19 protein-coding genes are annotated in these 25,432 nt (G+C 67.7%); 8 read left to right on the top strand and 11 right to left on the bottom strand.

What is annotated here, in order from left to right; all coding sequences use genetic code 11:
* Positions 1-58 precede the first annotated feature (58 nt).
* From BGO82_RS04700 to BGO82_RS04690, 3 genes are all read left to right on the top strand, one after another.
* Complete coding sequence (locus BGO82_RS04700; protein ID WP_291304393.1) at positions 59-520, top strand: Lrp/AsnC ligand binding domain-containing protein; 462 nt, start codon at positions 59-61, stop codon at positions 518-520.
* Positions 520-1,083: a hypothetical protein gene (locus BGO82_RS04695; RefSeq protein WP_291304392.1), complete on the top strand. Its 564-nt coding sequence runs from the start codon at positions 520-522 to the stop codon at positions 1,081-1,083. The genes BGO82_RS04700 and BGO82_RS04695 overlap by 1 nt, the downstream gene beginning before the upstream one ends.
* 141 nt (positions 1,084-1,224) lie before the next feature.
* Positions 1,225-2,565, top strand: a complete 1,341-nt coding sequence (locus tag BGO82_RS04690; RefSeq protein ID WP_291304391.1) for an NAD(P)/FAD-dependent oxidoreductase — start codon at positions 1,225-1,227, stop codon at positions 2,563-2,565.
* Here BGO82_RS04690 and BGO82_RS04685 read toward each other — a convergent pair.
* Positions 2,489-3,874, bottom strand: a complete 1,386-nt coding sequence (locus tag BGO82_RS04685) for an aminopeptidase P family N-terminal domain-containing protein (RefSeq protein ID WP_291304390.1) — start codon at positions 3,872-3,874, stop codon at positions 2,489-2,491. The genes BGO82_RS04690 and BGO82_RS04685 overlap by 77 nt on opposite strands.
* A gap of 143 nt (positions 3,875-4,017) precedes the next feature.
* Between BGO82_RS04685 and BGO82_RS04680 the strand changes: the two genes are divergently transcribed.
* Entirely contained in the window at positions 4,018-4,203 is a 186-nt protein-coding gene (locus BGO82_RS04680; protein ID WP_291304389.1) for a type II toxin-antitoxin system CcdA family antitoxin, read from the top strand.
* A complete protein-coding gene (locus BGO82_RS04675; RefSeq protein WP_291304388.1) occupies positions 4,203-4,496 on the top strand; it encodes a CcdB family protein in 294 nt (97 codons plus the stop codon). Before BGO82_RS04680 ends, BGO82_RS04675 begins: the two co-directional genes overlap by 1 nt.
* Before the next feature lie 4 nt (positions 4,497-4,500).
* Here BGO82_RS04675 and BGO82_RS04670 read toward each other — a convergent pair whose 3' ends face one another.
* The 6 genes from BGO82_RS04670 to BGO82_RS04645 all read right to left on the bottom strand — a co-directional run bounded on the left by BGO82_RS04670 (position 4,501) and on the right by BGO82_RS04645 (position 13,208).
* Complete coding sequence (locus BGO82_RS04670; RefSeq protein WP_291304387.1) at positions 4,501-5,418, bottom strand: DMT family transporter; 918 nt, start codon at positions 5,416-5,418, stop codon at positions 4,501-4,503.
* 26 nt (positions 5,419-5,444) lie between these two features.
* Entirely contained in the window at positions 5,445-6,134 is a 690-nt protein-coding gene (locus tag BGO82_RS04665; protein WP_291304443.1) for a D-lyxose/D-mannose family sugar isomerase, read from the bottom strand.
* Between the two features lie 8 nt (positions 6,135-6,142).
* Positions 6,143-6,652: a DUF6580 family putative transport protein gene (locus tag BGO82_RS04660; RefSeq protein WP_291304386.1), complete on the bottom strand. Its 510-nt coding sequence runs from the start codon at positions 6,650-6,652 to the stop codon at positions 6,143-6,145.
* 11 nt (positions 6,653-6,663) lie between these two features.
* The gene (locus BGO82_RS04655; RefSeq protein WP_291304385.1) at positions 6,664-9,150 is read right to left on the bottom strand and encodes a glycoside hydrolase family 2 protein; all 2,487 of its coding nucleotides are present in this window, start codon (positions 9,148-9,150) and stop codon (positions 6,664-6,666) included.
* A gap of 150 nt (positions 9,151-9,300) precedes the next feature.
* Positions 9,301-11,163 (bottom strand): ABC transporter ATP-binding protein, encoded by a 1,863-nt coding sequence (locus BGO82_RS04650; RefSeq protein WP_291304384.1) that lies wholly within the window; start codon positions 11,161-11,163, stop codon positions 9,301-9,303.
* A gap of 185 nt (positions 11,164-11,348) precedes the next feature.
* Positions 11,349-13,208 carry an ABC transporter ATP-binding protein gene (locus tag BGO82_RS04645; RefSeq protein WP_291304383.1) on the bottom strand — a complete coding sequence of 620 codons (1,860 nt, stop codon included), beginning with the start codon at positions 13,206-13,208 and terminating at the stop codon, positions 11,349-11,351.
* 212 nt (positions 13,209-13,420) lie between these two features.
* On the opposite strand from BGO82_RS04645, the gene pepN reads away from it, so the two are divergent.
* Positions 13,421-16,057, top strand: coding sequence for an aminopeptidase N (pepN, locus tag BGO82_RS04640; protein WP_291304382.1), 2,637 nt, complete (start codon positions 13,421-13,423; stop codon positions 16,055-16,057).
* Between the two features lie 217 nt (positions 16,058-16,274).
* On the top strand, positions 16,275-17,753 hold the full coding sequence (locus tag BGO82_RS04635) for a PAS domain-containing sensor histidine kinase (protein ID WP_291304381.1): 1,479 nt from the start codon (positions 16,275-16,277) through the stop codon (positions 17,751-17,753).
* A gap of 163 nt (positions 17,754-17,916) precedes the next feature.
* Here BGO82_RS04635 and BGO82_RS04630 read toward each other — a convergent pair whose 3' ends face one another.
* The gene (locus BGO82_RS04630) at positions 17,917-20,694 is read right to left on the bottom strand and encodes a bifunctional [glutamine synthetase] adenylyltransferase/[glutamine synthetase]-adenylyl-L-tyrosine phosphorylase (protein ID WP_291304380.1); all 2,778 of its coding nucleotides are present in this window, start codon (positions 20,692-20,694) and stop codon (positions 17,917-17,919) included.
* Between the two features lie 149 nt (positions 20,695-20,843).
* On the opposite strand from BGO82_RS04630, the gene BGO82_RS04625 reads away from it, so the two are divergent.
* On the top strand, positions 20,844-21,497 hold the full coding sequence (locus BGO82_RS04625; protein ID WP_291304379.1) for a hypothetical protein: 654 nt from the start codon (positions 20,844-20,846) through the stop codon (positions 21,495-21,497).
* 162 nt (positions 21,498-21,659) lie between these two features.
* On the opposite strand, the gene BGO82_RS04620 is transcribed toward BGO82_RS04625, so the two are convergent.
* The 3 genes from BGO82_RS04620 to BGO82_RS04610 all read right to left on the bottom strand — a co-directional run bounded on the left by BGO82_RS04620 (position 21,660) and on the right by BGO82_RS04610 (position 25,343).
* Positions 21,660-23,051 (bottom strand): ATP-binding protein, encoded by a 1,392-nt coding sequence (locus tag BGO82_RS04620; RefSeq protein WP_291304378.1) that lies wholly within the window; start codon positions 23,049-23,051, stop codon positions 21,660-21,662.
* On the bottom strand, positions 23,044-23,715 hold the full coding sequence (locus tag BGO82_RS04615; RefSeq protein WP_291304377.1) for a response regulator transcription factor: 672 nt from the start codon (positions 23,713-23,715) through the stop codon (positions 23,044-23,046). The genes BGO82_RS04620 and BGO82_RS04615 overlap by 8 nt, the downstream gene beginning before the upstream one ends.
* 89 nt (positions 23,716-23,804) lie before the next feature.
* Entirely contained in the window at positions 23,805-25,343 is a 1,539-nt protein-coding gene (locus tag BGO82_RS04610) for a Do family serine endopeptidase (RefSeq protein WP_291304376.1), read from the bottom strand.
* Positions 25,344-25,432 lie beyond the last annotated feature (89 nt).

The following is a 25,432-nucleotide window of genomic DNA, read 5'->3' as shown; positions in this document are numbered from 1 at the left end:
TGCGATCTTTGCTTGATTGCCGTACATTCCACGGAGATATGCTTTTTTTGATGCAGATATGACAGATATCGACCAGACAGACCGCCGCATCCTCGCGGAGCTGCAGCGCGACGGCCGCATCACCAATGCCGAGCTGGCGCAGCGGGTGGGCCTGCCGCCGACCTCGATGAGCGACCGTTTCCGGCGACTGCAGCGGCAGGGCTACATCGCCGGCTTCGGGGCGCGGCTCGATCCGCACGCGCTTGGCCTCGGGCTGCTCACCTTCGTCGAGGTGTCGCTCGACAAGACCACGCCCGACGCCTTCGAGCGCTTCGCCGAGGCGGTGCGGCGGGCGCCGGAGGTGCTCGAATGCCATATGGTGGCCGGCGGCTTCGACTATCTGATCAAGGCGCGGCACGCCGACATGGCCGCGTATCGGCGCTTCCTCGGCGAGACGCTGCTGGCCTTCCCCGGGGTGCGCGAGACGCGGACCTACGCGGTGATGGAAGAGGTCAAGAACGACGGGCCGCTGCCGCTCTGATGCCGATCCAGGGCGAGGGCTGGGAACTGCATGTGGAGCGGCTGGGCCTGCATCGGCGCGGGGCCCTCGCGCGCACCTATGGCCGCTACGCGGTCCATATCGGCGGTGTGCCCTCAGGCCCTGCCGGCTTCATGGTAGAGACGGTGGGGCCGGGCGACAATTCGGCGCCGGACAATGGGCGGCGGATCGAGGCAGGACGATACCGGCTGACGACGCACTACCGCACCTTCGTCAGCGCCGGCTATTCGCGGAGCGACAGCGTCGTCGCCGAGCCGCCGATGCCGGCGATCCGCGTGCTCGACACCGGCAGGCGCACCGGCATCCTGATCCATCCGGTGTACCTGCCGGCGCCCAAGCTCTACGTGGCGAGCATCGGCTGCCTCAATCCGACGAGAGCGGTGACGGCGGACGAGGACGTCGATTTCTGGGACTCGCGGGCGCGGGTGATCGGGCTCATCGAATCGCTGCGCCGCTTCCGGCCCGCGGCGTTCGCAGACGCGGTGCCCACCGTGATCGATAACGCCGCGGTGGTGATCGACGGGGAACCGATGGAGCGGCCCTGAGCTTGGATGAAAGGACCGCATGCCCGCGTGCGCCGGGCCTGCCCACAACGCATGGCCGCCTTGCCGAGCAGCATCGCTCGCGACCTTGCGACAGTCTGACGCACGGCCTATGTCGAACACGGGACGAACGAGGTGAGCGACATGAACACAGCACATCGGCCCAGGATCGTGGTGGTGGGCGGCGGCTTCGGCGGCCTCGCAGCGATCAAGGAACTCAAGGGCGTCGACGCCGACATCACCCTGATCGACCGGCGTAACCATCATCTGTTCCAGCCCCTGCTCTATCAGGTCGCGACCACGTCGCTGGCGCCTGCCGAGATCGCCTGGCCGATCCGGCAGCTCGTGCACAAGCGGCAAGAAGTGACGACGCTGCTGGGCGAGGTGGTCGGGATCGATCGCGAGGCGAACGTCGTTCGTCTCAGGAACGGGACGCAGGTGCCGTTCGACTATCTGATCCTCGGCACCGGGGCGCAGCATGCCTATTTCGGCCATGACGACTGGGAGCCCTACGCCCCCGGACTCAAGACGCTGGAGGATGCCACGGCGATGCGGCGGCGGCTGCTGCTGGCATTCGAGAAAGCGGAAATCGAGACCGATCCCGAGACGCGCCGGGCGCTCCTGACCTTCGCCATCATCGGCGGCGGGGCCACCGGGGTGGAACTGGCCGGCGCCATCATCGAGCTGGCGCGCATCACGCTCAAGCAGGATTTCCGCAGCATCCAGCCGGAAGAGGCGCGGGTGGTGCTGATCGAGGCGGGACCGCGGGTGCTCGCCAACTTCAAGCCGGAGATGTCGGCGTATGCGGAAAAGGCACTGCGCGAGCTCGGCGTCGAGGTCGAGCTCGGCCAGGCGGTGACGGCGGTGCGCCCCGACAGCGTCGACTATGGCGGCAGGACCCTCAAGGCGGGCACCATCATCTGGGCGGCCGGCGTACTCGCCTCGCCGGCGGCGAGATGGTTGGGCGCCGAGGCGGACCGCGCCGGGCGCATCAAGGTGCGGCCCGACCTCAGCGTTCCCGGGCTGCCGCACATCTTCGCCATCGGCGACACGGTGACAATCGTCAACGGCAGCGGCAAGCCGGTGCCGGGCATCGGCGACGCCGCCAAGCAGGGCGGCCGGCACGCGGCGCAGGTGATCAAGGCGCGGCTGCGCGGCGACATGGCGGAAATGCCGTTCCACTATCACCATCTGGGCGACATCGCGACGATCGGCCGGAGCCGGGCGCTGATCGATTTCGGCTGGTTGCAGCTTACCGGCTGGGTCGGCTGGTGGGTATGGGGGCTGGCCCACATCTATTTCCTGATCGGGATGAAGAACCGCATCTTCATCGCGCTCAACTGGCTGTGGATCTACCTCACCGGCTACCGCAGCGCGCGGCTCATCACCGAGCCGCGCGGCGGCGAGATCAGCGCAGCGCCAGAAGCCGGTCCGGGCGCAGCAGGAAAGGCGGATATGCCGCGGCCAGATTCGAAAGCGGCATGATTTCCGGCTTCAGCCTGATCCCCAGCACGTCGCCCATGAAGGCGCGACGCGCCTCGGCCCGCGCCGCCACGTCCGGGTATTTGTCGCGCAGCTCGTCGCGGCCGCGCTGGTCGAGCAGCGCAACGCCGTCCTCGATGTTGGCGGAGTGGTAGGGCGGGCCGACGGCCGGAATGATGTCGCACTGTATGGCCTGGCCCGACCGCAGCGCCTCGCGCGAATTGGGATAGACCGGCGTGTTCATCCACTCGTCGAGGTGGATCAGATGGCCGGGATTGAGGATGAGGTTGAAGAAGGGCGCGCCCAGATGCTTGCGGGCGATGGCGTCGAGCGTGCCGCCGGTGACGCCGATGCCGAGGGTGGCGTACCATTCGGCGGCGCAGGCGAAATACGGCATCGCCAGCCGCTCCAGCCAGTCCTCGGCGCCGGCGGGCAATTCGGAGCTGTCGGCGACCATCCACACCACGCGGCTCGACAGGCCGCCGGGATAGCCGACGGCGGTGGTGATCGGATCGCCGCGCTCGATGATCTTGCCGGACGGGCTTTCGAGCCCGGAGAGGCGGCCGCCGGTGGAGAGCATGGTGTGGCACGAGTGCGGCAGGACGCCGAGCCCCATGCTCTGCACCGCGGCAAATTCCGACATGCCCGGCCGGGCGGCGCGGAACAGCGCCTTCAGCGCTTCCGATGCGGCAACGGCACCGAACTCGAACTGGGCGATCTGCTCGATCTCGTTGACGGCGCGCAGGCCGGTGCTCGCATCCATCAGCAGGGCGTTGGCGTTCACCGCCCTGCCCTCGGGCCCGACAATGTGGCGCAGCGTGTCGATGATGAAGGCCGGAGTCTCGAACCAGGCGTCGGGCCGCGGCGATTCACTGGGGCCGAAATATTTCCAGCCAATGACGCCGACGCGCTGGTTGCGCGCCACGCCGGCGCTGGTCAGCACCTCTTCGAGCTCGGGCGTCTGGCTGCGGTCCTGGCCCATGAGGCCGAAAGGCGGATAGAGGCGCGCCTCGACCTCGATGCTGGCCTTCTGGGCGCGGCCGAGATTTTCGGGGCCGGCCAGCAGGGTCGGCGTCTGCCCCGGCGCGAGGATCAGCAGCGCCTCCTCGAAGCGCGGATCGAAGCCGGTAAGCCAGGCCAGGTTGGCCGCGTGCTCGCGGTCGGCATAGATCAGCAGCGAGTCGATGCCAGCGGCGCGGCGCGCCTTGTTGAGAGCATCCAGGCGCGACAGATAGGTCGCGCGCGGCAAATCCGGACGCGTCGCCGGCACCCCGAAATCGGGCAGCGTCGCGTCGATCAGTTGAACTGCCATATAGCCTCCCAACACACCCGCCTGATCCTTAGTAGGTCGGATATCGCCCACAGCGCAACGGGGGACGGATCACAAGAACAGCTCGATGCGCCCAGCGGAGCTGCTCCATTTGCCGAATATCGAGGCATGGGCTATTCTTCAGCATGCCTGCCAAACCAAGACGTCATACCGACGATAGCGCCGACGGACGCCCGCAGCGGACGGCGCTGCCCCCGCTCACGCCCGAGGAGATGCGCCGCTGGCAGGAGGAGAACGCCGAATTGGCCAAGGCCTGGGAAGCCTGGGTCGAAAAGCATGGTCTTCCGCTAGCCAAATACCGCATGTTCTGATGGGACGATACGACCTGCACCGCGTGGACAATGCGCTCGTGCTTGACGTTCAGTCCAACATTATTCCCCGCGTCGGAACGAGACTGGTCATTCCGCTTTTTGAAGAGGGTACGGTCCCGCGGGCCATGTCTCGCCTGCATCCGGTCCTGGACGTCGGCGGGCGCGACTACGTGCTGGTCACGCATCTGATGGCCGCCATGCCGATCTCACAATTGGGGCCGGCCATCGGCTCGCTCGATCATCTGCATGATACGATCCGCGCCGCGCTCGATATGATCTTCCTCGGCTTCTGACGGGTCAGTCGCCGGCCAGCACTTCGGTGACGACGGTCTTGGCCAGTTGCCGCTCGCGCAGCCAGAGGTAGAGGCCGGAGGCGATGACGATGGGGGCGCCGAAGTAGAGCGAGGGCTCGGGCAGTTGGCCAAACACCAGCGCGCTCGATGCGGTCATGAAGATGATCTGCACATAGCCGAACGGCGCCAGCACCGAGGCAGGGGCGAAGCGGTGCGCCTGGGTCAGGAACTGGTGGCCGGTGAGCGCGGCGACGCCGATCAGGCAGAAGGCGAGCCACACGTCGGGGCTCTGTGGCCAGGTCCAGCCGCCCAGCGCGAACGGGCCGATGCAGATGGTCGCGACGAGGCCGGCATAGAATTGCTGCGTGGTGGTGGTGTCGACGCCGGCGAGCTTGCGCGTCATCAGCATGTAGGACGCGCCGAAGAACGACGACAGCAGCGACAGCAGCGCCGCCGGATGGAACGAGGCGGTGCCGGGATGGACGATCACCAGCACGCCGGCGAAGCCGACCAGGATTGCCGTCCAGCGGCGCCAGCCCACGGTCTCGCCGAGGAACGGGATGGACAGCGCGCACAGGATCAGCGGCTGCGTGAACATGATCGACGAGGTGGTGGTCAGCGGCAGCCAGGTCAGCGCGAAGAAATTGGCGATGGTCGAACCCATCAGGCAGAGGCCGCGGACGATTTCGTCGGGATAGGCGCGGCTGCGCACCAGATCCGCGCCGCGCTGCGGCAGGAAGATGGCCATCACGATCAGCAATTGCGCGGCATAGCGCACGAACGCAACTTCCAGCGGCGGCAGGCCGTGCTGCGCCATGTACTTGGCGCAGCTGTCGATGATGGTGAAGCAGAAATAGCCGGCCAGCACGAGGCCGATGCCGAGCAGGCGGCGGTCTTCCCGGGGGCGGACGGCTGCGGGCATGGCGGACACCGGGCGGCAGGCGCCGCTCAGCCGAGCCAGGTCTTGTAGTCGGAGACCAGCAGGTGCCAGGGCTCTTCGTCCTCCTCGATGCCGCCGAAACGGGCGATCCGCGGGTCCTCGAAGACGTTGTCGGTGTTGTCGTCGTTGACGGTCGACACCTCGCCGACGAAGACGTCGCCGCCCTCGCCCCAGAAGGCGTGCCAGTGCTCGTTCGGCATCAGCGTGACGCTCTCGCCGGGGGCAAGCTTCAGATGATGGCCGGCGGGCAGCTCGCGGCGGATGCCGTCGGTATAGACGGTGACGCCCTTGCTCCGATCGCACTTGCCGCCGGTGTCGCCGAAGAGCTCGATCACCAGCGTGCCGCCGCCGCGGTTGATGATGTCCTCGGCCTTGAGGTTGTGGCGGTGCATCGGCGAATACTGGTCCTTGCGGCTGATCATCGCCTTTTCGGCGTAGAGCATGCCGCGGCCCTTGCTCAGATCGCGGTTGTCGCCGTTGCGCACGGTGAACAGGAACAGGCCGGTCTTGTCGAATTCGTTGAGGCCGTAGTCGGTGATGTCCCAGCCGCAATTGCGGTCGACGATCATCTGCGCCTCGGCCTTGCGCGCCTTGAACTCGGCCGGCGACCAGTAGGCGAAGGGCGGCATCACGTAGCCGAAGGAGCGGATGAACTTGTCCGACTCCCGCATGATGCGGTTGACGTCGCTGCGCTTGATCTTGCCGCTCATGCCTGCACCTTTACGCTGGGGAGCGCCCGTTGCAGGGCGAGATAGAGGACGAACACCAGGGCGGTCGAGGCGAAATCGGCGACGAGGCTCGACTGCCAGAAGGGCAGCGCCGCGACATAGCAGGCGAGCAATCCCTCGAGCGAGTAGCCATAGTAGCCGCCCACGAACACACCGAAATTGGACACAAGGAAAAACGAGAGGCTCGCCGCGAAGGTCGTGGCGATGAGGCGCGGCGTGGTCAGCGGATGCAGCAGGCCACGCGCGATAACGACGCCGAGCGCCATGCCGACATAGGTGAACGCCATGTCGGGATACCAGCCGAGCGCCACATCGGCGAGCGCCATCGCCGCGATCGGCACGGCCAGCGCCAGCCACACATTGCGGATGGCGAAGCCGGCAAAGATGGTGACGCCGGTGACCGCCGCGATGTTGGGCGGCAAATGCAGCAGGCGGCTGCCGGCACCGGCCAGCACCAGAACGATCGCGAGCTTTTCCGAATTCAGCATGGAACGCTCCATCAGTAGGTCTCGCGAAGATGCCGGAGCGCGAGGCTCGACGCCAGCGCCTTCTGGCTCACCTTGGCGCCTCGGCGCGGCGTGAAGCCGAGCCGCGTCTCGCGGTCGGGCAAGAGGGTCACGGCATTGTCGGAGAAATAGCCCGGCACGTCCGTGGTGGCGGTGACGAACAGCGCCGGCCTGTCGGCCTTGAGGACGAGCACCGGGCCGGCGTCGGAGCGTTCCCAGCGCGACGTGACCTTGGCCGGCGGCAGGTCGTAGGCCTTGTAGGGGCGCGGGAAATAGTCGTTCTCGCCGAGCAGGCGGCCGTCGGCCCCGGTCCAGCTGAAGAACAGGAACTCGGTGGGCTGCAGATCGCCGAGCGCGATGCGCGCCAGCTCGGTGGCCCGGTCCGGGGAGATCGTGCCCTTGCCGGTGAAGACCACGCGGGTGGGGCCGCCGACGTCGACGGCCAGCACTTCGAGCTCGACCGACGTTTTCGCGGCGGTGTCGTTGATGCCCTTGAGGATCAACCGGTCACCATCCGGCACCACCACGACGTTGACCGGCAGGAAAAAGCGGCGGGCCATGTAGTGCAGCAGCTTCCACTGCCCGCCATAGTCGAGGCTCGACCAGCTCGCCACCGGATAGGTGTCGTTGATCTGCCAGAACAGCGTGCCCATGCAGCGCGGCTTGGTGGAGCGCCAGAACTCGATGGCGGTCTTGATGGCGAGGCCCTGCTGGATCTGGCTCAGAAACACCATCTGGCCGAAGTCGCGCGGGAAGCGGAAATAGCGCGTCATGGTTTCGAGGATGCGCGCATTGCCGCCGGTGTTGCGCTGGTGGCTCTCCATCACCGGCGAGGAGGGGTTAAGGTCCTCGGGGTTGGTGAAGGTCTCGATGACGTTCATCGAGGTGAAGGACTGGAAGCCGAATTCGGAGGCGAAGCGCGGCTGCACGTCGCGATAGGCGGAAAAGTCCTTGGCCTCGTGCCAGACGCTCCAATAGTGCGTGTCGCCGCGGGTGTCCTTGTGCCAGCCGTCGGAGAAATCGAGGTAGCCCAGCGACGGCGACGACGGCCAGAAGCGGCGGCCGGGGTCCTCGTCCTCGACGATGTTGCCGAGCATCGAGTTCAGGCGGTCGTAATTGGCGATGTAGCGCGCCGGATCGGCCTTGGTCTCGGGGTACCAATGCAGCGAGCCGATCACCTCGTTGTCGCCGCACCACAGCGCAATGCAGGCGTGGTGGCTGAGCCGGCGCACCTGCTGGGTGATCTCGGTGCGCACGTCGTCGAGGAAGTCGCGGTTCGACGGATAGCTCATGCAGGCGAACATGAAATCCTGCCAGACTATCAGGCCGAGCTCGTCGCAGAGCTCGTAGAAATAGTCCGGCTCGTACTGCCCGCCGCCCCAGACGCGGAGCATGTTCATGTTGACCGCGCGGGCGCTCTCGAGCAGGTCGCGCACCACTTCGGGCGTGATGCGCGAGGGGATGGCGTCGGCGGGGATCCAGTTGGCGCCCAGCGCGGTGATGTCGCGGCCGTTGACGCGCACCTTGAACGAATGGTCGATGGCGTCCTTTTCGACGATCCATTCGAGCTTGCGGAGCCCGATCTTGCGTTTGGTCACCTCGCCGTCGAGGGTGGTCCACAGCTCGTAGAGATGCTGCTCGCCCTGCCCGTTCGGCCACCACAGCTTCGGATTCCTGACGGTGAGATTGTGGACGAAGACGTTCTCGCCCGGCCGCACCGCCACCTTGTCGCTCAGCTTTTCGCCGGCGATCTCGTGCATCAGCTCCACCGAGCCCGCAGCGAAGGCGAAGACCCGCGTGGTGATCGACAGCTCGACCGAAGTGCGGCCATGCGCCTGCTCGACCTGCACGCTCTCCTGCCGCGCCAGCCGGGAGCGGCGGATGGCCATGCGGCCATAGACGCCTGTGGGCATCAGGCAGATGCCCCAGTCCCAGCCGGCGTGGCAGGCGGTCTTGCGCACGAAGTTCATGTGAACGCCGGGCAGCCCGTTGCTGAGATAATTGAGCGTGAACGGGATGGGGAACGGATGCGCGTCGGCGCGGGCCTTGGCGACGTCCCGGGTCACGGCGAACTCGATGCGCAGCGTGTTCGCACCGGCCCGCACCTTGCCGGTGACGTCGATGTCGTAGCGGATGAACTGGTTCTGGGTGCGCGCCACCTCCTCGCCGTTGAGCAGGATGGTGGCGATGGTGTCGACACCCTCGAGCGTCAGCGTCAGGTAGCCGTCGATCTCGGCGCGGCTGGCGGTGAAACGGCGCTCCACCGTCCACGGCGTCGCGTGCACCCACATCGCCGCCTGCTCGTTGTCGCCGAAATACGGATCGGGGATGAGGCCGGCGTCGAGCAGCGCGGTGTGCACGTCGCCGGGCAGCCGGATCGCCGCCTTGGCCGCGTGGGCGGGCGAGGTCAGCGCATACTCGCCGGCAAGGTCGATCTCGGCGTAAGCCGGCGCCGGCGCGACAACAGCCTGTCTGGCCATCAGGACGTCTCCTCACCGGCCCCATGCCGATAACGAGTCATCGTTCAATCGTTGCAAGCGCCGTGTGGCGGCCTTTTAGCGGGCGGGGCCGGCGGTGCCAATGGGCTCGCGGAAAAATCCCCCGCCGGCGCACCGGCGGAGGGATCGGCGTCATTCGGCGGCCTTGGCATCGAGGTCGAGGAAGCCGCCGGACTGGCGTTCCCAGAGCTTGGCGTAATGCCCGCCGCTGGCCAGCAGCTCGGCATGCGTGCCCTCCTCGACGATGCGGCCGGCCTCGAGCACCACCAGCCGGTCCATGGCGGCGATGGTCGACAGCCGGTGGGCGATGGCGATCACCGTCTTGCCGCGCATCAGCGACTGCAACTGCTCCTGGATGGCCGCCTCGACCTCGGAATCGAGAGCCGAGGTGGCCTCGTCGAGCATCAGGATCGGGGCGTTCTTCAGCAGCACGCGGGCGATCGCCACGCGCTGCCGTTGCCCGCCGCTGAGCTTCACCCCGCGCTCGCCGACATGGGCATCGTAGCCCGTGCGGCCCTTGGGGTCGACCAGGGTGGCGATGACCTCGTCCACCTTGGCCTGCGCCGCGGCGGCGAACATCTCGTCGTCGCTGGCGTTCTGCCGGCCGTATTTGATGTTCTCGCGAACGGAGCGGTGCAGCAGCGAGGTGTCCTGGCTGACGAGGCCGATGGCCCGCCGCAGGGATTCCTGCGTCACCTCGCGGACGTTCTGGCCGTCGATGCGGATTTCGCCGCTTTCGACGTCGAACAGCCGCAGGGCGAGGTTGACCAGCGTCGACTTGCCGGCGCCGGAGCGTCCGACCAGTCCCACCTTTTCGCCCGGCGCGATGCGCAGGTTGAAGTGCTCGATGACCGTGCCGGCCTTGCCGCGCCAGTAGTTGAAGCTGACGTCGTCGAAGACGAGCTCGCCCTTGTCGACCACGAGCGGCTTGGCGGCGGGCTGGTCGACCAGGGTGATCGGCTGGGCGATGGTCTCCATCGAATCCCGGGCGGTACCGAGCTGCCGGAAGATGTTGGAGCCGATCTCGAGGATCCAGCCCGACATGTTCATGATCTGCAGCGCGAACGGGATCGCCGTCGCCACCGCGGCGGCGTTGAGCGTGCCGGCATTCCAGGCGGCCAGCGCGATCCAGGTGATCGACACCACCAGCGCCGCGTTGAGCACGAACAGGATCGTCCACATGTAGGTGAACACCCGCATGAGGTCCTGGAACTTGCCGTTGTGGGCCAGCACGGCGTCGGCGACGTAGCGGTCCTCGTAGTCGTCGGTCGAGAAGGTCTTGAGCGTGTGGATGTTGGTGTAGCTGTCGACCATGCGGCCGGTCAGCACCGACTTGGCCTCCGACAGCTCCTCCGACCGCGTCGCGATCAGCGGCATGACGACGGTGAAGAGGATGCCGTAGCAGACCAGCCAGCCGACGACCGGCAGCAGCAGCAGCAGGTCCATCCGCGCCAGTACGGCGATGGCGACGATCACGAACACCGCCGCGTACCATACCGCGTCGACCGCCGAATTGACGCCGGTCTCGAGCGCCTCGCCCGATTGCAGCACCTTGTTGCCGATGCGGCCGGCAAAGTCGTTCTGGAAGAACGTCCAGCTCTGCCGGATGACGTGGAAGTGGCTTTGCCAGCGCACCAGATTGACGAAGCTGGGCGCGATGGCGTGGTTGCGAACGAGGCTGTCGAGGATGAAGGTGACCGGCCGCACCACGGCGACCACCACCACCATCAGCACCAGCGTCGGCCAATGATCGGTGAACATGTTGCCGGGCGTGGTGCCGGAGAGGAAGCCGACCACGAGGCCGACGAAGATCGGCAGCGTGGCGTCGGCGACCGAGCCGACGGCCACCAGGACCATGCGGATCAGGTAGGCGGTGCGGAACTGCCGGACGAAATAGGCGACGAACTTCGCCAGGCCCATGGGGGGCTGGCGGTCCTGGGCGAGCGCGACCGGCGAATAGCGCGCGTCGAACCAGGAAATGATGGCGTTGAACATTTGGCTCTCATGTCGATGAGAACCCGGCGATCGGGGATCAGCTTCGGGTTCGCGTGAACGGTTTTCGCTTCAGGGCGTGACGGTTGGTGCCTCGGATCTCGAGACGTCCGGCATCGGGGGTGTCGTTCAGGCTTGCCATCTGTGTGCTCCTTGTGGGTTGAAGTTGGGATTGAAGAAAGGCGTCGTCATTCCGCCGCTTCCTCGGTCACGGCATCGGCGTCGGCTTCGAGGAAGCCGCCGGACTGGCGCTGCCAGAGCTTGGCGTATTCGCCGCCCAGCTCCAGCAATTGCGCATGCGTACCCTGCTCGACGATGCGGCCCTGGTCGAGCACCACGAGCCGGTCGAGCGCGGCGATGGTCGACAGGCGGTGCGCGATGGCGATCACGGTCTTGCCGCGCATCAGCAGGTGCAGTTGCTCCTGGATGGCGGCCTCGACCTCGCTGTCGAGCGCCGAGGTGGCCTCGTCGAGCACGAGGATCGGGGCGTTCTTCAGCAGCACGCGGGCGATGGCGACGCGCTGGCGCTGGCCGCCGGAGAGCTTCACGCCGCGCTCGCCGACATGGGCGTCGTAGCCGGTGTTGCCCTTGAGGTCGCGCAGGCCAACGATGAACTCGTGCGCCTCGGCGAGCCTGGCGGCGGCGACGATCTCCGCCTCGGTCGCGTCGGGACGGCCATAGGCGATGTTGTCGCGCACCGACCGGTGCAGCAGCGAGGTGTCCTGCGTGACGACGCCGATATTGGCGCGCAGCGAATCCTGCGTCACCGTGGCGATGTCGGTGCCGTCGATCAGGATGCGACCGCCCTCGGGATCGTAGAAGCGCAGCAGCAGGTTGACGATGGTCGACTTGCCGGCGCCGGAGCGGCCGACGAGGCCGACCTTCTCGCCCGGCCGGATGTGCAGGTCGAGCCCGTCGATCACGCCCTCCCCCTTGCCGTAGTGGAAGGTCACATGGTCGAAGCGGATATCGCCGGCGGACGCCGCCAGCGCCGGTGCGTGCGGTTTGTCCACCACGGCACGCGGCACGGCGAAGGCGCCCATGCCGGTGCGGACGGTGCCGATGTTCTCGAACAGCGCCGACAGCTCCCACATGATCCACTGGCTCATGCCGAACAGGCGAAGCACCAGTGCCGCCGCCGCCGCGATGGCGCCCGGGGTGATGGACGCCCCGAGCCAGAGCGCGATACCGATGGCGAAGATCGAGGCCAGCAGCAGCAAATTGAGCAGATAGATCGCCATGTTGAGGATGGTGGCGATCCGCATCTGCCGGTGCACGGTGGGCAGGAACTCGTCCATCGCCTCGCGCGCATAGGCTTCCTCGCGGTTGGAGTGCGAAAACAGCTTGACCGTGGTGATGTTGGTGTAGGCGTCGACGATGCGGCCGGTCATCAAAGCGCGCGCCCCGGCCTGCTTGGCGGAGATATCGGCCAGTTGCGGCACGAAGATGCGGAGCAGCACGCCGTAAACGACGATCCAGGCGACGAACGGCAGCGCCAGCCGCCAGTCGCTGGCCGCCGCCAGCGCGATGGCGCCGATGAAATAGAAGCCGACGTAGTTGAGAACGTCGAACATCTTCATGGCGGCGTCGCGCACGGCAAGCGCCGTCTGCATGAGATTGGTCGAGACGCGGCCGGCGAACTCGTCCTGGAAATAGCTCATCGACTGGCGCAGGACGTAGCGGTGGAGCATCCAGCGGATCCGCTGCGGCAGGTTGCCCATCATGCCCTGGTTGATCACCAGCGACTGCAGCGCGGCGACGGCCGGCAGCAGCACCACGATGAACACGCCCATCAGCGCCAGGCGCCAGCCTTCGGTGGCGATGAAGGTGGCGCGATCGGCGCCGCTCAGCCAGTCGACGATGTTGCCGATGAACCCGAACAGCAGCACCTCGCTGAGCGCGATGGCGGCGGTGAGGATCGCCATCAGCACCAGCAGGCGCTTGCTGCCCCTGAGGTAGAACAGGAAAAACGGCAGCAGCCTGGCCGGCGGCTGTTGCGGCTCCGCGGACGGATAGGGATCGAGGCGGCGTTCGAACCAGCGCAGCATGAAACTCACCAGACGTTGTCGTGAACGCAAATGCTTGACGCGGCGGGGTGCCGCGGGCTTGTTGCGCGCCGGCGCTGCCGCCCCTTCCCAATGCTGCCGCAATTGGCGCAAACAGGGAAAGGCCGGTTGGCCAGCCGGACAGAATATAAGAAGATTCGGCGATCTGCCTGTCACCGGCAGGCCACAGTCGGATCAAGTTCCATGGAGCGGCGATGCGGACCGAAACCGAGCACACGATCTACCTCAAGGACTATGCCCCGACGCCGTATCGCGTCGACAAGGTGGAGCTCGACGTAAAAATCGCGCCGGAGGTGTCGCGCGTGCGGGCGCTGCTGACCCTGTCGCCGCGGCCGGAGACGCCGCCCGGCACGCCGCTGGTGCTCGACGGCGACGAGCTGAAGCTCACTTCGATCGCCATCGACGGCTCGCCGCTGGCGCTCACCGCCTATGAGACGACGCTGACGACGCTCAGCATCGGCGAGCCGCCGCACCGTCCATTCGTGCTCGAGACGGAAGTGGTGCTGGAGCCGGAAAAGAATCTGCGGCTGATGGGGTTCTACCGCTCGGGCGGCACCTGGTGCACGCAATGCGAGCCCGAGGGTTTTCGCCGCATCACCTATTATCTCGACCGCCCGGACGTGCTGGCGCCGTTCCGCGTCACCATGACCGCCGACAAGGCGGTGGCCCCGGTGCTGCTGGCCAACGGCAATCCGGTGGAGAGCGGCGAGCTCGAGGGCGGGCTGCACTATGCCGTGTGGGACGACCCGTTCCCGAAGCCGGCTTATCTCTTCGCCATGGTGGGGGGCGACCTCGGCGCCATCCACGACAGCTTCACCACCATGAGCGGCCGCGAGGTGAAGCTCGGCGTCTATTGCACGCACGGCAAGGAGGACGAGTGCCGCTTCGCCATGGACGCGCTGAAGCGCTCGATGGCATGGGACGAGCGGCGCTTCGGCCGCGAATACGACCTCGACGTGTTCAACATCGTCGCCGTCAGCGATTTCAACTTCGGCGCGATGGAGAACAAGGGCCTCAACATCTTCAACGACAAGCTGGTGTTCGCCAAGCCGGAGACCGCCACCGACGACGACTACTACAACGTCGAGCGCGTCATCGCGCACGAGTACTTCCACAACTGGACCGGCGACCGCATCACCTGCCGCGACTGGTTCCAGCTCTGCCTCAAGGAGGGGCTCACGGTCTATCGCGACCAGGAGTTCACCTCCGACGAGCGCTCGCGCCCGGTCAAGCGCATCGAGGACGTGCGCACGCTGCGCGCCACGCAGTTCGTCGAGGATGCCGGTCCCCTCGCCCACCCGGCGCGGCCCGACCACTACAAGGAGATCAACAACTTCTATACGACGACGGTGTACGAGAAGGGCGCCGAGATCGTGCGCATGCTGGCGACGCTGCTCGGCGAGGCCGGCTTCCGCAAGGGCATGGACCTGTATTTCGACCGGCACGACGGCGACGCCACCACCATCGAGGCCTTCATCAAGGCGTTCGAGGACGCCAACGGCGTCGACCTCAAGCAGTTCCAGACCTGGTATCTGCAGGCGGGCACGCCGGAGGTGACGGTCAGCGACAGCTACGACGCCGCCTCCCAGACCTACAAGCTCAGCCTCAGCCAGAGCACGGCGCCGACGCCGGGCCAGCCCGACAAGCAGGCGCTGGTGGTGCCGGTGAAATTCGGGCTCATCGGCCCCAACGGCTCGCCGATGGGCTGGAGCTCGGCCAGCGGCGACGTGCGCGGCGACCTGCTGGTGCTGAGCGGCGACAGCGCGACCTATGAGTTCAAGGGCGTCGCCAACAAGCCGGTGCCGTCGCTGTTCCGCGAATTCTCGGCGCCGGTGAAGGTGGTCTCCAACCAGTCGCAGGCCGACCGGCTGTTCATCGCCCGGCACGACAGCGATCCGTTCAACCGCTGGCAATCGCTGCAGGACGTGGCGATGGCGCTGATGCTCGGCGCCATCGGCGGCACGCCCTGGGCCGACGCCGACATCGAGGCGCTGGCCGGCGCGCTCGGCGACACCATCACCTCGCCATCGCTCGATCCGGCGTTCAAGGCGCTGACCCTCGGCCTGCCATCGGAATCGATCGTCGCCCGCGCCGTCGGCACCGACGTCGATCCCGACAAGGTGCGGGCGACGCGGCTGGCCCTGCTGCAGGCACTGGTCGGCCGGCTCGAGGCCACGCTGGATGCGGCCTATCGCGCCAATATCGTCGCTGCCCCCTACTCCACCGATACGGCGCAGTCGGGCATGCGGGCGCTCAAGAACGGCGCTCTGGCGCTGCTGGTGGTCGGCGGCTCGGGCCTCGGGCCGCGGCTGGCGCGCGAGCAGTACGACAATGCGGCCAACATGACCGACCGCTACGCCGCGCTCGGCGCCGCGGTGGCCGGCTGGACGCCGGATGCCGAGGCGCTGCTCGGCAATTTCCGCATCATGTACACTGCCGACCCGCTGGTGTTCGACAAATGGCTGGTGCTGAACGCGGTGGCCCCGATCGACAATGTGGTGAGCCGCATCGAGGCGATCCTCGCCGACCCGAATTTCCCGCGCAACAACCCCAACCGGCTGCGCGCCCTGGTCGGCACCTTCAGCCTCGGCAACCCCGCGCAGTTCGCGCGCGCCGACGGCACCGGCTTCCGCTTCCTGGCGAATTTCGTCGCCGACATCGACACGCGCAATCCGCAGGTGGCCTCGCGCGCCCTGACGGCGTTCCGTGTGTGGCGCAGCTACGAGCCGACGCGCCGGGCCGCGGCGGAGGCAGCGCTCAACGCGCTGCGCGATGCCGGCGGGCTCAGCCGCAACACCGCCGACATCCTGGAGCGGACGCTCGCTGGTTAATGAAACACTAATGTAGAAGAATTTTTCTTCTGCCTCTAAGTGACTCAGCCGACTCGCGAATTTCCGCCATCGGCGCGCGCCTCGCGGCTGCCCCTCTGGACAGCCGCAAGCCGCTGATTCAGATTGCAAATCAGGGCGTGGCGTTTTCCTGATTTTCCATCATCTGGGCGGGGTTTCGATGCAGTCGACGGAGGCATCCGGCGTCAGGGCAGTTGCAGTGGAGTCACGCTCCACCGGCGACCGCAAGGACGGCCTGCTCAGCGCCTTCGCCGCCTCGATCTCGCCGCTGACCTATGCCCTGGCCCTGGTGGCGCTGCTGGGAGCGACGCTCTACATCCTGGGCGATGCCACCCGCGTGGTCGACGCGCAGCGGCTGCGGGCGAGCCTGGTCGGCGAGCTGGCGACCGGCCGGCCGCTCGACACCGGAACGCCTCGTCCCATCGCGGCTGCCTTCAGCTTCGCGCCGCTGCCCGACGGCAGCGACCTGCCGCAGCGCGCCGCCATCGCCTATGGCCTCGCCGGCCTCGTCATCGCGCTCGGCTTCCGCCGGCGGCAGCGGCCGGCGTCGCAGGGCAGCAGCCTGCACGATCTGCTCGCCACCATTCCGTTCGGCGTCGCCTGCTGGAACCAGCATGGCCGGCTCGTCGTCGCCAACCAGCAATATCGCGACCGCCTCAATGCCGACCCGATCGACTCGCGGCCCGGCGCACTCTATTCGGCCTCGATCCGCCGGCTGATCCAGGGCGGCTATCTGCACCTGGTGCGTGAAGACGCCGGCAGCCGCATCCTCGAGCTGCATCGCGAGGACGGCTCGTGCCTCGTGGTCGACGAACGGCCGCTGGCCGGTGGCGGCTTCGTAACGCTGCTGACCGACGTCACCGAACGGCGCGCCACCGAGGATCTGCTGGTGTCGATCCGCGAGGAACAGCGCGTGCTCGCCCGGCGCTATCACGAGGAAAAGCTGCGCGCCGAAGCCGCCAGCCGCTCCAAGACCAATTTCCTCGCCCATCTCAGCCACGACATCCGCACGCCGCTCAACCACATCATCGGCTTTGCCGAGCTGATGCGGCACGAGACCTATGGGCCGCTGGGCGACGAGCACTATGCGACCTATGTCGATTCCATCCGCATGTCGGGCGAACGGCTGCTGAGCTTTTTCGCCTCGATCCTCGATTTCGCCGAGCTCGAGGGCGGGCAGCGGGTGCTGCGCGAGGAGGAGCTGCCGGTGGACGAGCTGCTCGCCGCCGCTGCGAAACGGCACGCGCCGCGGGCGCAGCGCAAGGGCATCGCGCTCGGCCTCGGGGCGCCGACCGGCGCGGTGCTGGCCGGCGACCGCTTCTCGCTCGAGCGCATGCTCGGCAACATCGTCGACAACGCGATCCAGTTCACCCCGGCCGGCGGCCGCGTCACCATCGCGGCGCATGCGGCGAGCGACGGCGTGGTGCTCGAAATCTCCGATACCGGCATCGGCATGTCGCCGGAACGGCTGTCGTCGCTGTCGCAGCCCTTCGCCTATGGCGACGCGGCGCTGACGCGCGACCGCGAGGGCGCCGGCCTCGGTCTCGCCATCGCCCGCACCATCGCCGAGCTCAGCGGCGGCCGGCTCGCCATCGACAGCCGCCCCGGCCTCGGCACCACGGTGGCGGTGTCGCTGCCGCTGCTGCACCACGAGGATGCACGAGACGTGGCGGCCTAGGAGAGCAGGAACGCACATTGGGTGCATGGTGGCCCCCACCCCCGTCCTCTCCCCGCAAGAGGGAGGGGCGCCTGACTGAGGCGCCTGAGAACGCGGTTCTATCGCTCCCCTCCCCCCTGCGGGGAGGGGTTGGGGGTGGGGGCGGCGAGCACAAATCCAGCGGCTAGAAGCTCCGCGCCTTCGCGTACCACGCGCTCGCCGCCGCCGACACCTCCGCCTGCATCGCCGCCAGATCTTCCGTCAGCCGCGCGAAATTGGGGGCGTTGGCGAGCTGCGCCAGGAGGTCGCGGAAGGCATCGGTCCAGCCGTCATTGTTGAACGGATCGACCAGCGCCGCGCTCATCACCTGCAGCACGGTGGAATAGGTACCGTGGATCAGCGCCAGCCGCTCGCCCTCGGGCACGAGGCCGAGCTCGCCGAGCCGCGCCAGCACCTCGCCGGTGGGCGCCTGCGGCCGGGCGATGTCGCTGCGCCGCAGCAATTGCGCCGATTGCGCGATGAATTCGAGATCGACCAGACCGCCATTGACCAGCTTCAGGTCGAACGGGTGGCGCGGCGGCCGCTCCTTGGCCATCAGCGCCCGCATGGCGAGCACGTCGTCGACGATCTTGCCGGCATCGGCCGGCTGCGACAGCACCGCCGCGATCACGGCGTCGACGCGGCCCGGCAGAGTCCCGTCGCCGATGATGACGCGCGCCCGGGTCAGCGCCAGATGCTCCCAGGTCCAGGCCTCCCCGGCCTGGTAGCGCTGGAAGGCCGCGAGGCTGGTGGCGAGCGGGCCGGCATTGCCGGAGGGCCTCAGCCGCATGTCGGCGTGGTACAGCACGCCCTCCGAGGTCGGCGCCGTCACCGCCGCGACGAGCCGCTGCGTCAGGCGGGCGAAATACTGCGTGGTCGGCAGCGGCCGCTCGCCCGCCGAGTCCTCGGCGTCGCCCTCGACCTCGTAGAGCAGGATGAAATCGAGGTCGGACGACACCGTCATCTCGCGGCTCGCCATCTTGCCGAAGGCCAGCAGCGCCACCGACGCCCCCGGCACCACGCCGTGGCGCTTTTCGAACTCGACGCGCACCGCCGCGAACAGGCGCTGCAGCAGCGTCTCGGCCAGGGCGGTGAACTGCTCGCCCGCCTGCCGCGCCGACAGCGTGCCGGCGAGCAGCCCGGCCGCGATCAGGAATTGCTGCTCCTGGCCGATGATGCGGGCGCGGTCGATCACCTCCTGGTAGTCGCGGGCATCGCCCAGAAAGCTCTCGACCTTGGCGATCAGCGCCGGACGGCGGCCGACGATGTCGGAGAAGGCCGGATCGATCAGCGAATCCATGACATGGGCGCGGTGGATCACCGCGTCGGCCATGCGCGGCGCCGAGGCGAGAAGCTGCACCAGCAGCGTGCGCAGCTCCTCGTGGTTGCGCAGCAGGGCGAAGAACTGCACGCCCGAAGGCAGGCGCGACAGGAAGTTGTCGAAGCGCCGGAAGGCGAGATCGGCATTGCCGGCCTTGCTGATGGTGGTCAGCAGCGCCGGCAGCAGCTCGGTGAGATGGGCGCGCGCGGCGGCGACGGCGGTGGCGCGATAGCCGCCATAGTGCCATTTGCGGATGGTCGCCGACACCGACGCGGCATCCTGGAATCCCATTCCGGTCAGCGTCTCGAGCGTCGCCGGATCGTCGTCGCTGCCGGTGAACACCAGATCGCCGCCGGCGGCGCCCAGCGTTTCGCCCTCGGTGAAGAGCTCGGCATAATAGCCCTGCACGGTAGCCAGCGCGGCGCGGTAGTCGGCCTCGAAGCGCGCGCGGTCGGCATAGCCCATCAGCCGGCCGATGACGGCGACGCCCTCGGCGGTGTCGGGCATCACATGGGTCTGCTCGTCGCGCAGCATCTGCAGCCGGTTCTCGACCGCGCGCAGGAACCAGTAGGCGGCGGTGAGCTCGGTCGCCGCCCTGTCGCCGATCCAGCCCTCGCGCGCCAGCGCCGCCAGCGCCTCGGCCGTCGGCCGCACGCGCAAGCTGCGGTCGCGGCCGCCGGCGATCAGCTGCTGGGTCTGGGCGAAGAACTCGATCTCGCGGATGCCGCCGCGCCCGAGCTTGACGTTGTGGCCCTCGACCCGCGCCTCGCCGACATTCTTCGAGATGTTGATCTGGCGCTTCATCGCCTGGATGTCGGCGATGGTGGCGAAGTCGAGATGCTTGCGCCAGACATAGGGGGCGAGCTCGGCCAGGAAGGCCTCCCCTGCCCGCTTGTCGCCGGCGCAGGGCCGCGCCTTGATCCAGGCGGCGCGCTCCCAGTTCTGGCCGCGGCTCTCGTAGTAGGCGAAGGCGGCGTCGGTGGAGATGGCGACCGGGGTCGAGCCCGGATCGGGGCGCAGCCTGAGATCGGTGCGGAACACGTAATCGTTGCCGACACGGTCCTGCAGCAGCGCCGCCAGCCGCTGCACGATGCGCGAATAGATCTTGGTGGCGTCTTCGGGGTCGGCCAGCACGCCGGCGTCGCGGTCGAAGAAGGCGACGATATCGATGTCGGAGGAATAATTGAGCTCGCGCCCGCCATGCTTGCCGAGCGCGAAGATGGCGAGGCCGCAGGTGGCGGGGGTGGTCGCGACCAGGTCGCCCTTGTCGATGGCGCGCTGCAGCAGCACGGCGAGGCCGGCGTCGAGCGCCGCGTCGGCGAGGTCGGACAGCGCCGCGGTCGATTGCGCCGTCGTCCAGAGGCCGCCGGTCTCCGCCGCCGCCGCGAGGAGCGCGATGCGGCCCTTGGCGCGGCGCAGGGCGTCGCCGATCGCCGCTTCATCCGTGCCGGCGTCCGCCGCGGCGGGGCCGAGGGCATCGAGGCTCTGCCGCAGGGCAAGATCGGGGTCGGCCAAAGCGGCGGCCAGCCAGGCGCCGTGCCGCTGGTTCAATTCCCTGAGATAAGGGGACGCGTCCAGAAGCTGCGCGAGGGGCACGGGCATGGTGGACAAGGCTTAGCCGCCGCGGCGCGGCGGGGCAAGCCGGGGCCCCTCGCCATCCCGTTGACGAGGCTGGGGAACATCGAATAGCCGACTGGCGGACTCCCCGCTCTGCGCGCTAATTTGACCGCCTGCCTCCGGAACCCCTGACCATGCGCTTCAGCCTGCTCGCCGCCTGTCTCGCCGCCCTTGCCCTGTCCGCCCCGGCCGAGGCCGCGGGCCTTTCCGGCATGGGGCTCAATCTGTTCGGCAATTATTTCCACTTCGGCAGCAGGCCGAACATTCCCAAGCCGATGGTCAGGACCATCACCGCCGGGCCGCTGCGCATGGAGTTGCAGCACACCAAGCTCAGCCAGATCAGGAAGACCTTCGGCGGCAGCATCCAGACGCAGGGGTCGAACAAGACGCTGGTCAACTGGCTCTGCTACCACACCGACGGCAGCGGCAAGTCGCCGGCGGCCAACACCTGGTTCATCTCCAACATCCTGGGCGGCGGCGAGTTCGTGATGATCGTCGCGGTGCAGGCGGCCGATCCGACCCGCATTCCCGGCGATTGCGAGCCGGCGCCGAAAAACTTCCAGGTGCCGAACCTCGGCATCCCAGGCCTCGGCGCGTCGCTGGCCGACCTCAAGGCGACGTTCGGCGCCGCCTCGGGCAGCACCATCGCCTACCGCGCCGACGAACCGGGCGCCGACGCGCTCGGCACCGCGCTCAACGCCCAGTATATCGGCTACGTGCTGTCCGGCGGCAGGGTCAGCGGCTACGGCGCCGGCGAGACTTCGGTGCCGGCGGCGGCGCAGAACTAGGAGCACGGACGCGGCTCAAATGCGCGTCGCCTCCACCCCCATCCCCGTAAGGGAGAGGGGAGCCTGACTGAAACACCTGCGAACGAGGTTCCATCGCCTCCCTCCCCCTTGCGGGGAGGGAACGAGGGTGGGGGCCAAGTGCGCCGGGTCCGCCTCGAAGTCCTAGATGGCCTTCGGCAGGTCCAGCACGGCCAGCACGCCGGGGTGGTTGTCCTCGATGCGGAACTCGCCGCGGTGCAGCCGCGCCACCGCGGCGACCAGCGACAGGCCGAGGCCCGAGCCGGGCTCGGTGCGGCTCTTTTCCAGCCGCACGAAGCGCTCGACCACGCGCGCCCGGTCCTCCGGCGGAATCCCCGGGCCGTTGTCGCCGACCTCGATCTTCACCCGCCCGGCCTCCTCGTGCACCGCCACGCTGATGTGGCCGGGGGTGTCGGCGCCGGGCTCGTGATATTTGAGCGCGTTCTCGATCAGATTGACCAGCGCCTGGCCGATCAGCTCGCGATTGGCGCGCAGTTGCACGCCCGGCGTGATGCGGGTGTCGAGCGTCATCCCCGCCTCTTCCGCCGCCGGCTCGTAGAGCTCGGCGACGTCGACGGCAACGGCGCTGACGTCGACATCGGCGAACGCCCCCGAGGGCGCCCCGGCCTCGGCACGGGCGATCATCAGCAGCGCGTTGAAGGTCTTGATCAGCTTGTCGCTCTCGCTGATCGTGGTCTCCAGCGCCTCGTTCTTGCTGTCGTTGCCGCTGCTGTCGCGCAGCGCCGCCTCGGCGCGGTTGCGCAGGCGGGTCAGCGGCGTCTTGAGGTCGTGCGCGACGTTGTCGGTCACCTCCTTCAGCCCCTGCATCAGATCCTCGATGCGGTCGAGCATGGCGTTGAGGCTGGTGGCGAGGCCGTCGAACTCGTCGTTGCGGCGGGTGACCGGGATGCGCTCGCTCAGATTGCCCGACATGATCTTGTGCGAGGTGGCGTTGATGGTGTCGATGCGCTTGAGCACGCGCCGCGCCGTGACCACTCCGGCCAGCGTCGAGAACACCAGGATGCCGGCCACCGCCAGCACGAAGGCCTGGAAGATGAGGGCGGTGAAGCCGCGCCGCTCCACCACGTCGCGCCCGACCACGAGGCGCAGCCCGTCGTCGAGCAGCAGCGAGCGGACCACGGCATAGCCCTTGCCGGTCTCTTCGGAATAGGGGCTGTCGCGGTCGTAGTTGAAGCTGAACAGGCCGCTGCCCTGCAGCACGTCCTGCGGGAAGCCGCTGACATTGCCGGCGATCTGCAGCCCGGCGCTGTCGCCGAGATAGTAGATGCCCGGCCCCGGCTGGCTCGACAGCCGCGCCACGGCGAAGACGATGCCGCGCACGCCCTGGCGTTCGTCGATGCGCTTCAGCAACTGCACTTCGCGGTCGATGGCAGCCGTCTGCTGCTGCTGGATCTGGATGCTGGACTGGTAGGCGATGAAGGCCAGCAGCAGGATCGAGAAGATGACGAACAGCAGGATGAAGACCGCCGTCAGGCGGACGGTCGTCGTGCGCCAGAGCTGGGCGAACCTACTCACGGATCATGTAGCCGGCGCCGCGAATGGTGTGCAGCAGCGGGTTGGCATGCCCCTTGTCGATCTTGGCGCGCAGGCGGGACATGTGCACGTCGATCACGTTGGTCTGCGGATCGAAATGGTAGTCCCACACATTCTCGAGCAGCATGGTGCGGGTCACCACCTTGCCGGCATTCTTCATCAGGTATTCGAGCAGGCGGAATTCGCGCGGCTGCAGCAGGATGCTTTCGCCGTTGCGCTCGACCTTGCGCGACAGCCGGTCGAGCGTCAGGTCGCCGACCTGGTAGCTGGTCGCGGCTTCCGACGGGCTGGAGCGGCGCGCCAGCACCTCGATGCGGGCCAACAGCTCGGTGAAGGCATAGGGCTTGGCGAGATAGTCGTCGCCGCCGGCGCGCAGGCCGGTGACGCGGTCGTCGACCTCGCCCAGGGCGGAAAGGATCAGAACAGGAGTCTTGTTGCCCTCGGCGCGGAGGGATTCGACGATGGACAGGCCGTCGCGGCGCGGCAGCATGCGGTCGACGATCAGCACGTCGTAGTCCATGCTCGAGGCCATGGCATAGCCGGTTTCGCCGTCGGTGGCGTGGTGGGTCACGTGCCCGGCTTCGTCCAGCGCCTGGACCAGGTAGCTGGCCGCCTCGCGGTCGTCTTCGATCAGCAGGATCTTCATGAGCCCAAACCTAAAGACCGCCCGTTGCCGTTTCAATATGACCGGTCCCGGAGCCGAAGCCCCGGGACCGCTTTCCTTTGGAGGAGAGCTTAGCCCTTGCTGGCGTCGAGCGGCAGCCCGATGAAGCGGACGGAACCGTCGCGTTCGGCCTTGATCAGCGCCGTGCTGCGGCCGGAGTCCTTGACCGCCTTGATGGCCGCCTCGAACTGCTTGCCGGTCGAGACCTTCTTGTTGTCGACCTCGAGAATGGTGTCACCGACCTGGAAGCCCTTGTCGGCGGCAACCGAGTCCTGGTCGACGTCCTGCACCAGCACGCCGTCGCCATTGCCGTTGGGCACCAGGGTCAGGCCGACGCTCGACTGCGTCACGCCCTGGTCGTCGGACGGCGGGGTGTTCGGCTTGGTGTTGTCGTCACCCTTGTTGGAGAAGGTGCCGAGCGTCGCCGAGATCGTGGTCTCCTTGCCGTCGCGCCACACGGTGAGCTGCACCGTCTGGTTCGGCTGGTCGCCGGCGATGGTGCGCGACAGCGCCAGGGCGTTGTCGATCTCCTGCCCGTCGACCTTGGTGATGATGTCGCCCGACTTCAGGCCGGCCTTGGCGCCGGGGCCGTTATCGGTCACGTCGGTGATCAGGGCGCCCTTGGCCTCCTTGAGGCCGACGCTGTCGGCGATGTCGCGGCTGACGTCCTGGATCCGGACGTCGAGGAAGCCGCGGGTCACCGTGCCGGTCTTGATCAGCGAGCTGGTGATCTGCTGCACCGTCTTGGCCGGGATGTCGAAGGCGATGCCGACATTGCCGCCATTGGGCGAGAAGATCTCGGTGTTGACGCCGATCACTTCGCCCTTGAGGTTGAAGGTCGGGCCACCGGAATTGCCCATGTTGACCGCCGCGTCGATCTGCAGGAAGTCGCCATAGTTGGAGCCGGCGACGTCGCGGCCGCGGGCCGACACGATGCCGGCGGTGACGGTGCCGCCCAGCCCGAACGGGTTGCCGACGGCGATGACCCAGTCACCGACGCGGGCCTCGTCGGTCGCGAACTTGACGAAGGGCAGGTCGGTGGCGCCATCGACCTTGACCACGGCGAGGTCGGTGCGCTCGTCAGTGCCCACCACCTTGGCCGATTTGGTGTCGCCATTGTCGAAGGTCACGGTGACCTTGCTGGCGTTCTCGACCACGTGGTTGTTGGTGACGATGTAGCCGTCGGGCGAGATGATGAAGCCCGAACCGGCAGCGGCGAAGCGGCGGCCCTGCGGCGCCGGACCGCCCTGCGGCCCGCGGCCCTGCGGCGCGCCGAACTGCTGGAAGAACTTCTTGAGGAAGTTGTCGTCGGGCAGATCGGGGATCTGGCCGTTGAAGTCGTTGTTGTTCTGGTCGATCGCCGGGGGCTTTTCGCGGCCTTCGACGGTAATGGACACCACCGCCGGCTTCACGGCGTCGACGAGATTGGCGAAGCCGGGGTTCTGGGCGGTGAGGTCGGGGGCGGTGATCTGGGCGACGGGCGTCACCTGCGCGGCGGCCATGGGGCTGGACGCAGCGAGGAAGGCCGTGCCGCCGCCGAGCCCGACAAGAATCGCCAGCGCCGAAGCGCCGATCCACTTACGGGTACGGGCGAGGAATTTGGAGCGCATCGTTGTTCTCCTTCAAACGGCTCGATGAGATGCGTCTATATGGAGTGCCACGACTTTCCGTGACGTTGCGCCGACGTGAAAAAACGTTA

It is taken from the genome of Devosia sp. 67-54 (assembly GCF_001899075.1).
Classification (GTDB): domain Bacteria; phylum Pseudomonadota; class Alphaproteobacteria; order Rhizobiales; family Devosiaceae; genus Devosia_A.
The sequence above is the reverse complement of the archived record's forward strand: the minus strand, read 5'-3'. Positions and strand labels throughout refer to the sequence as shown.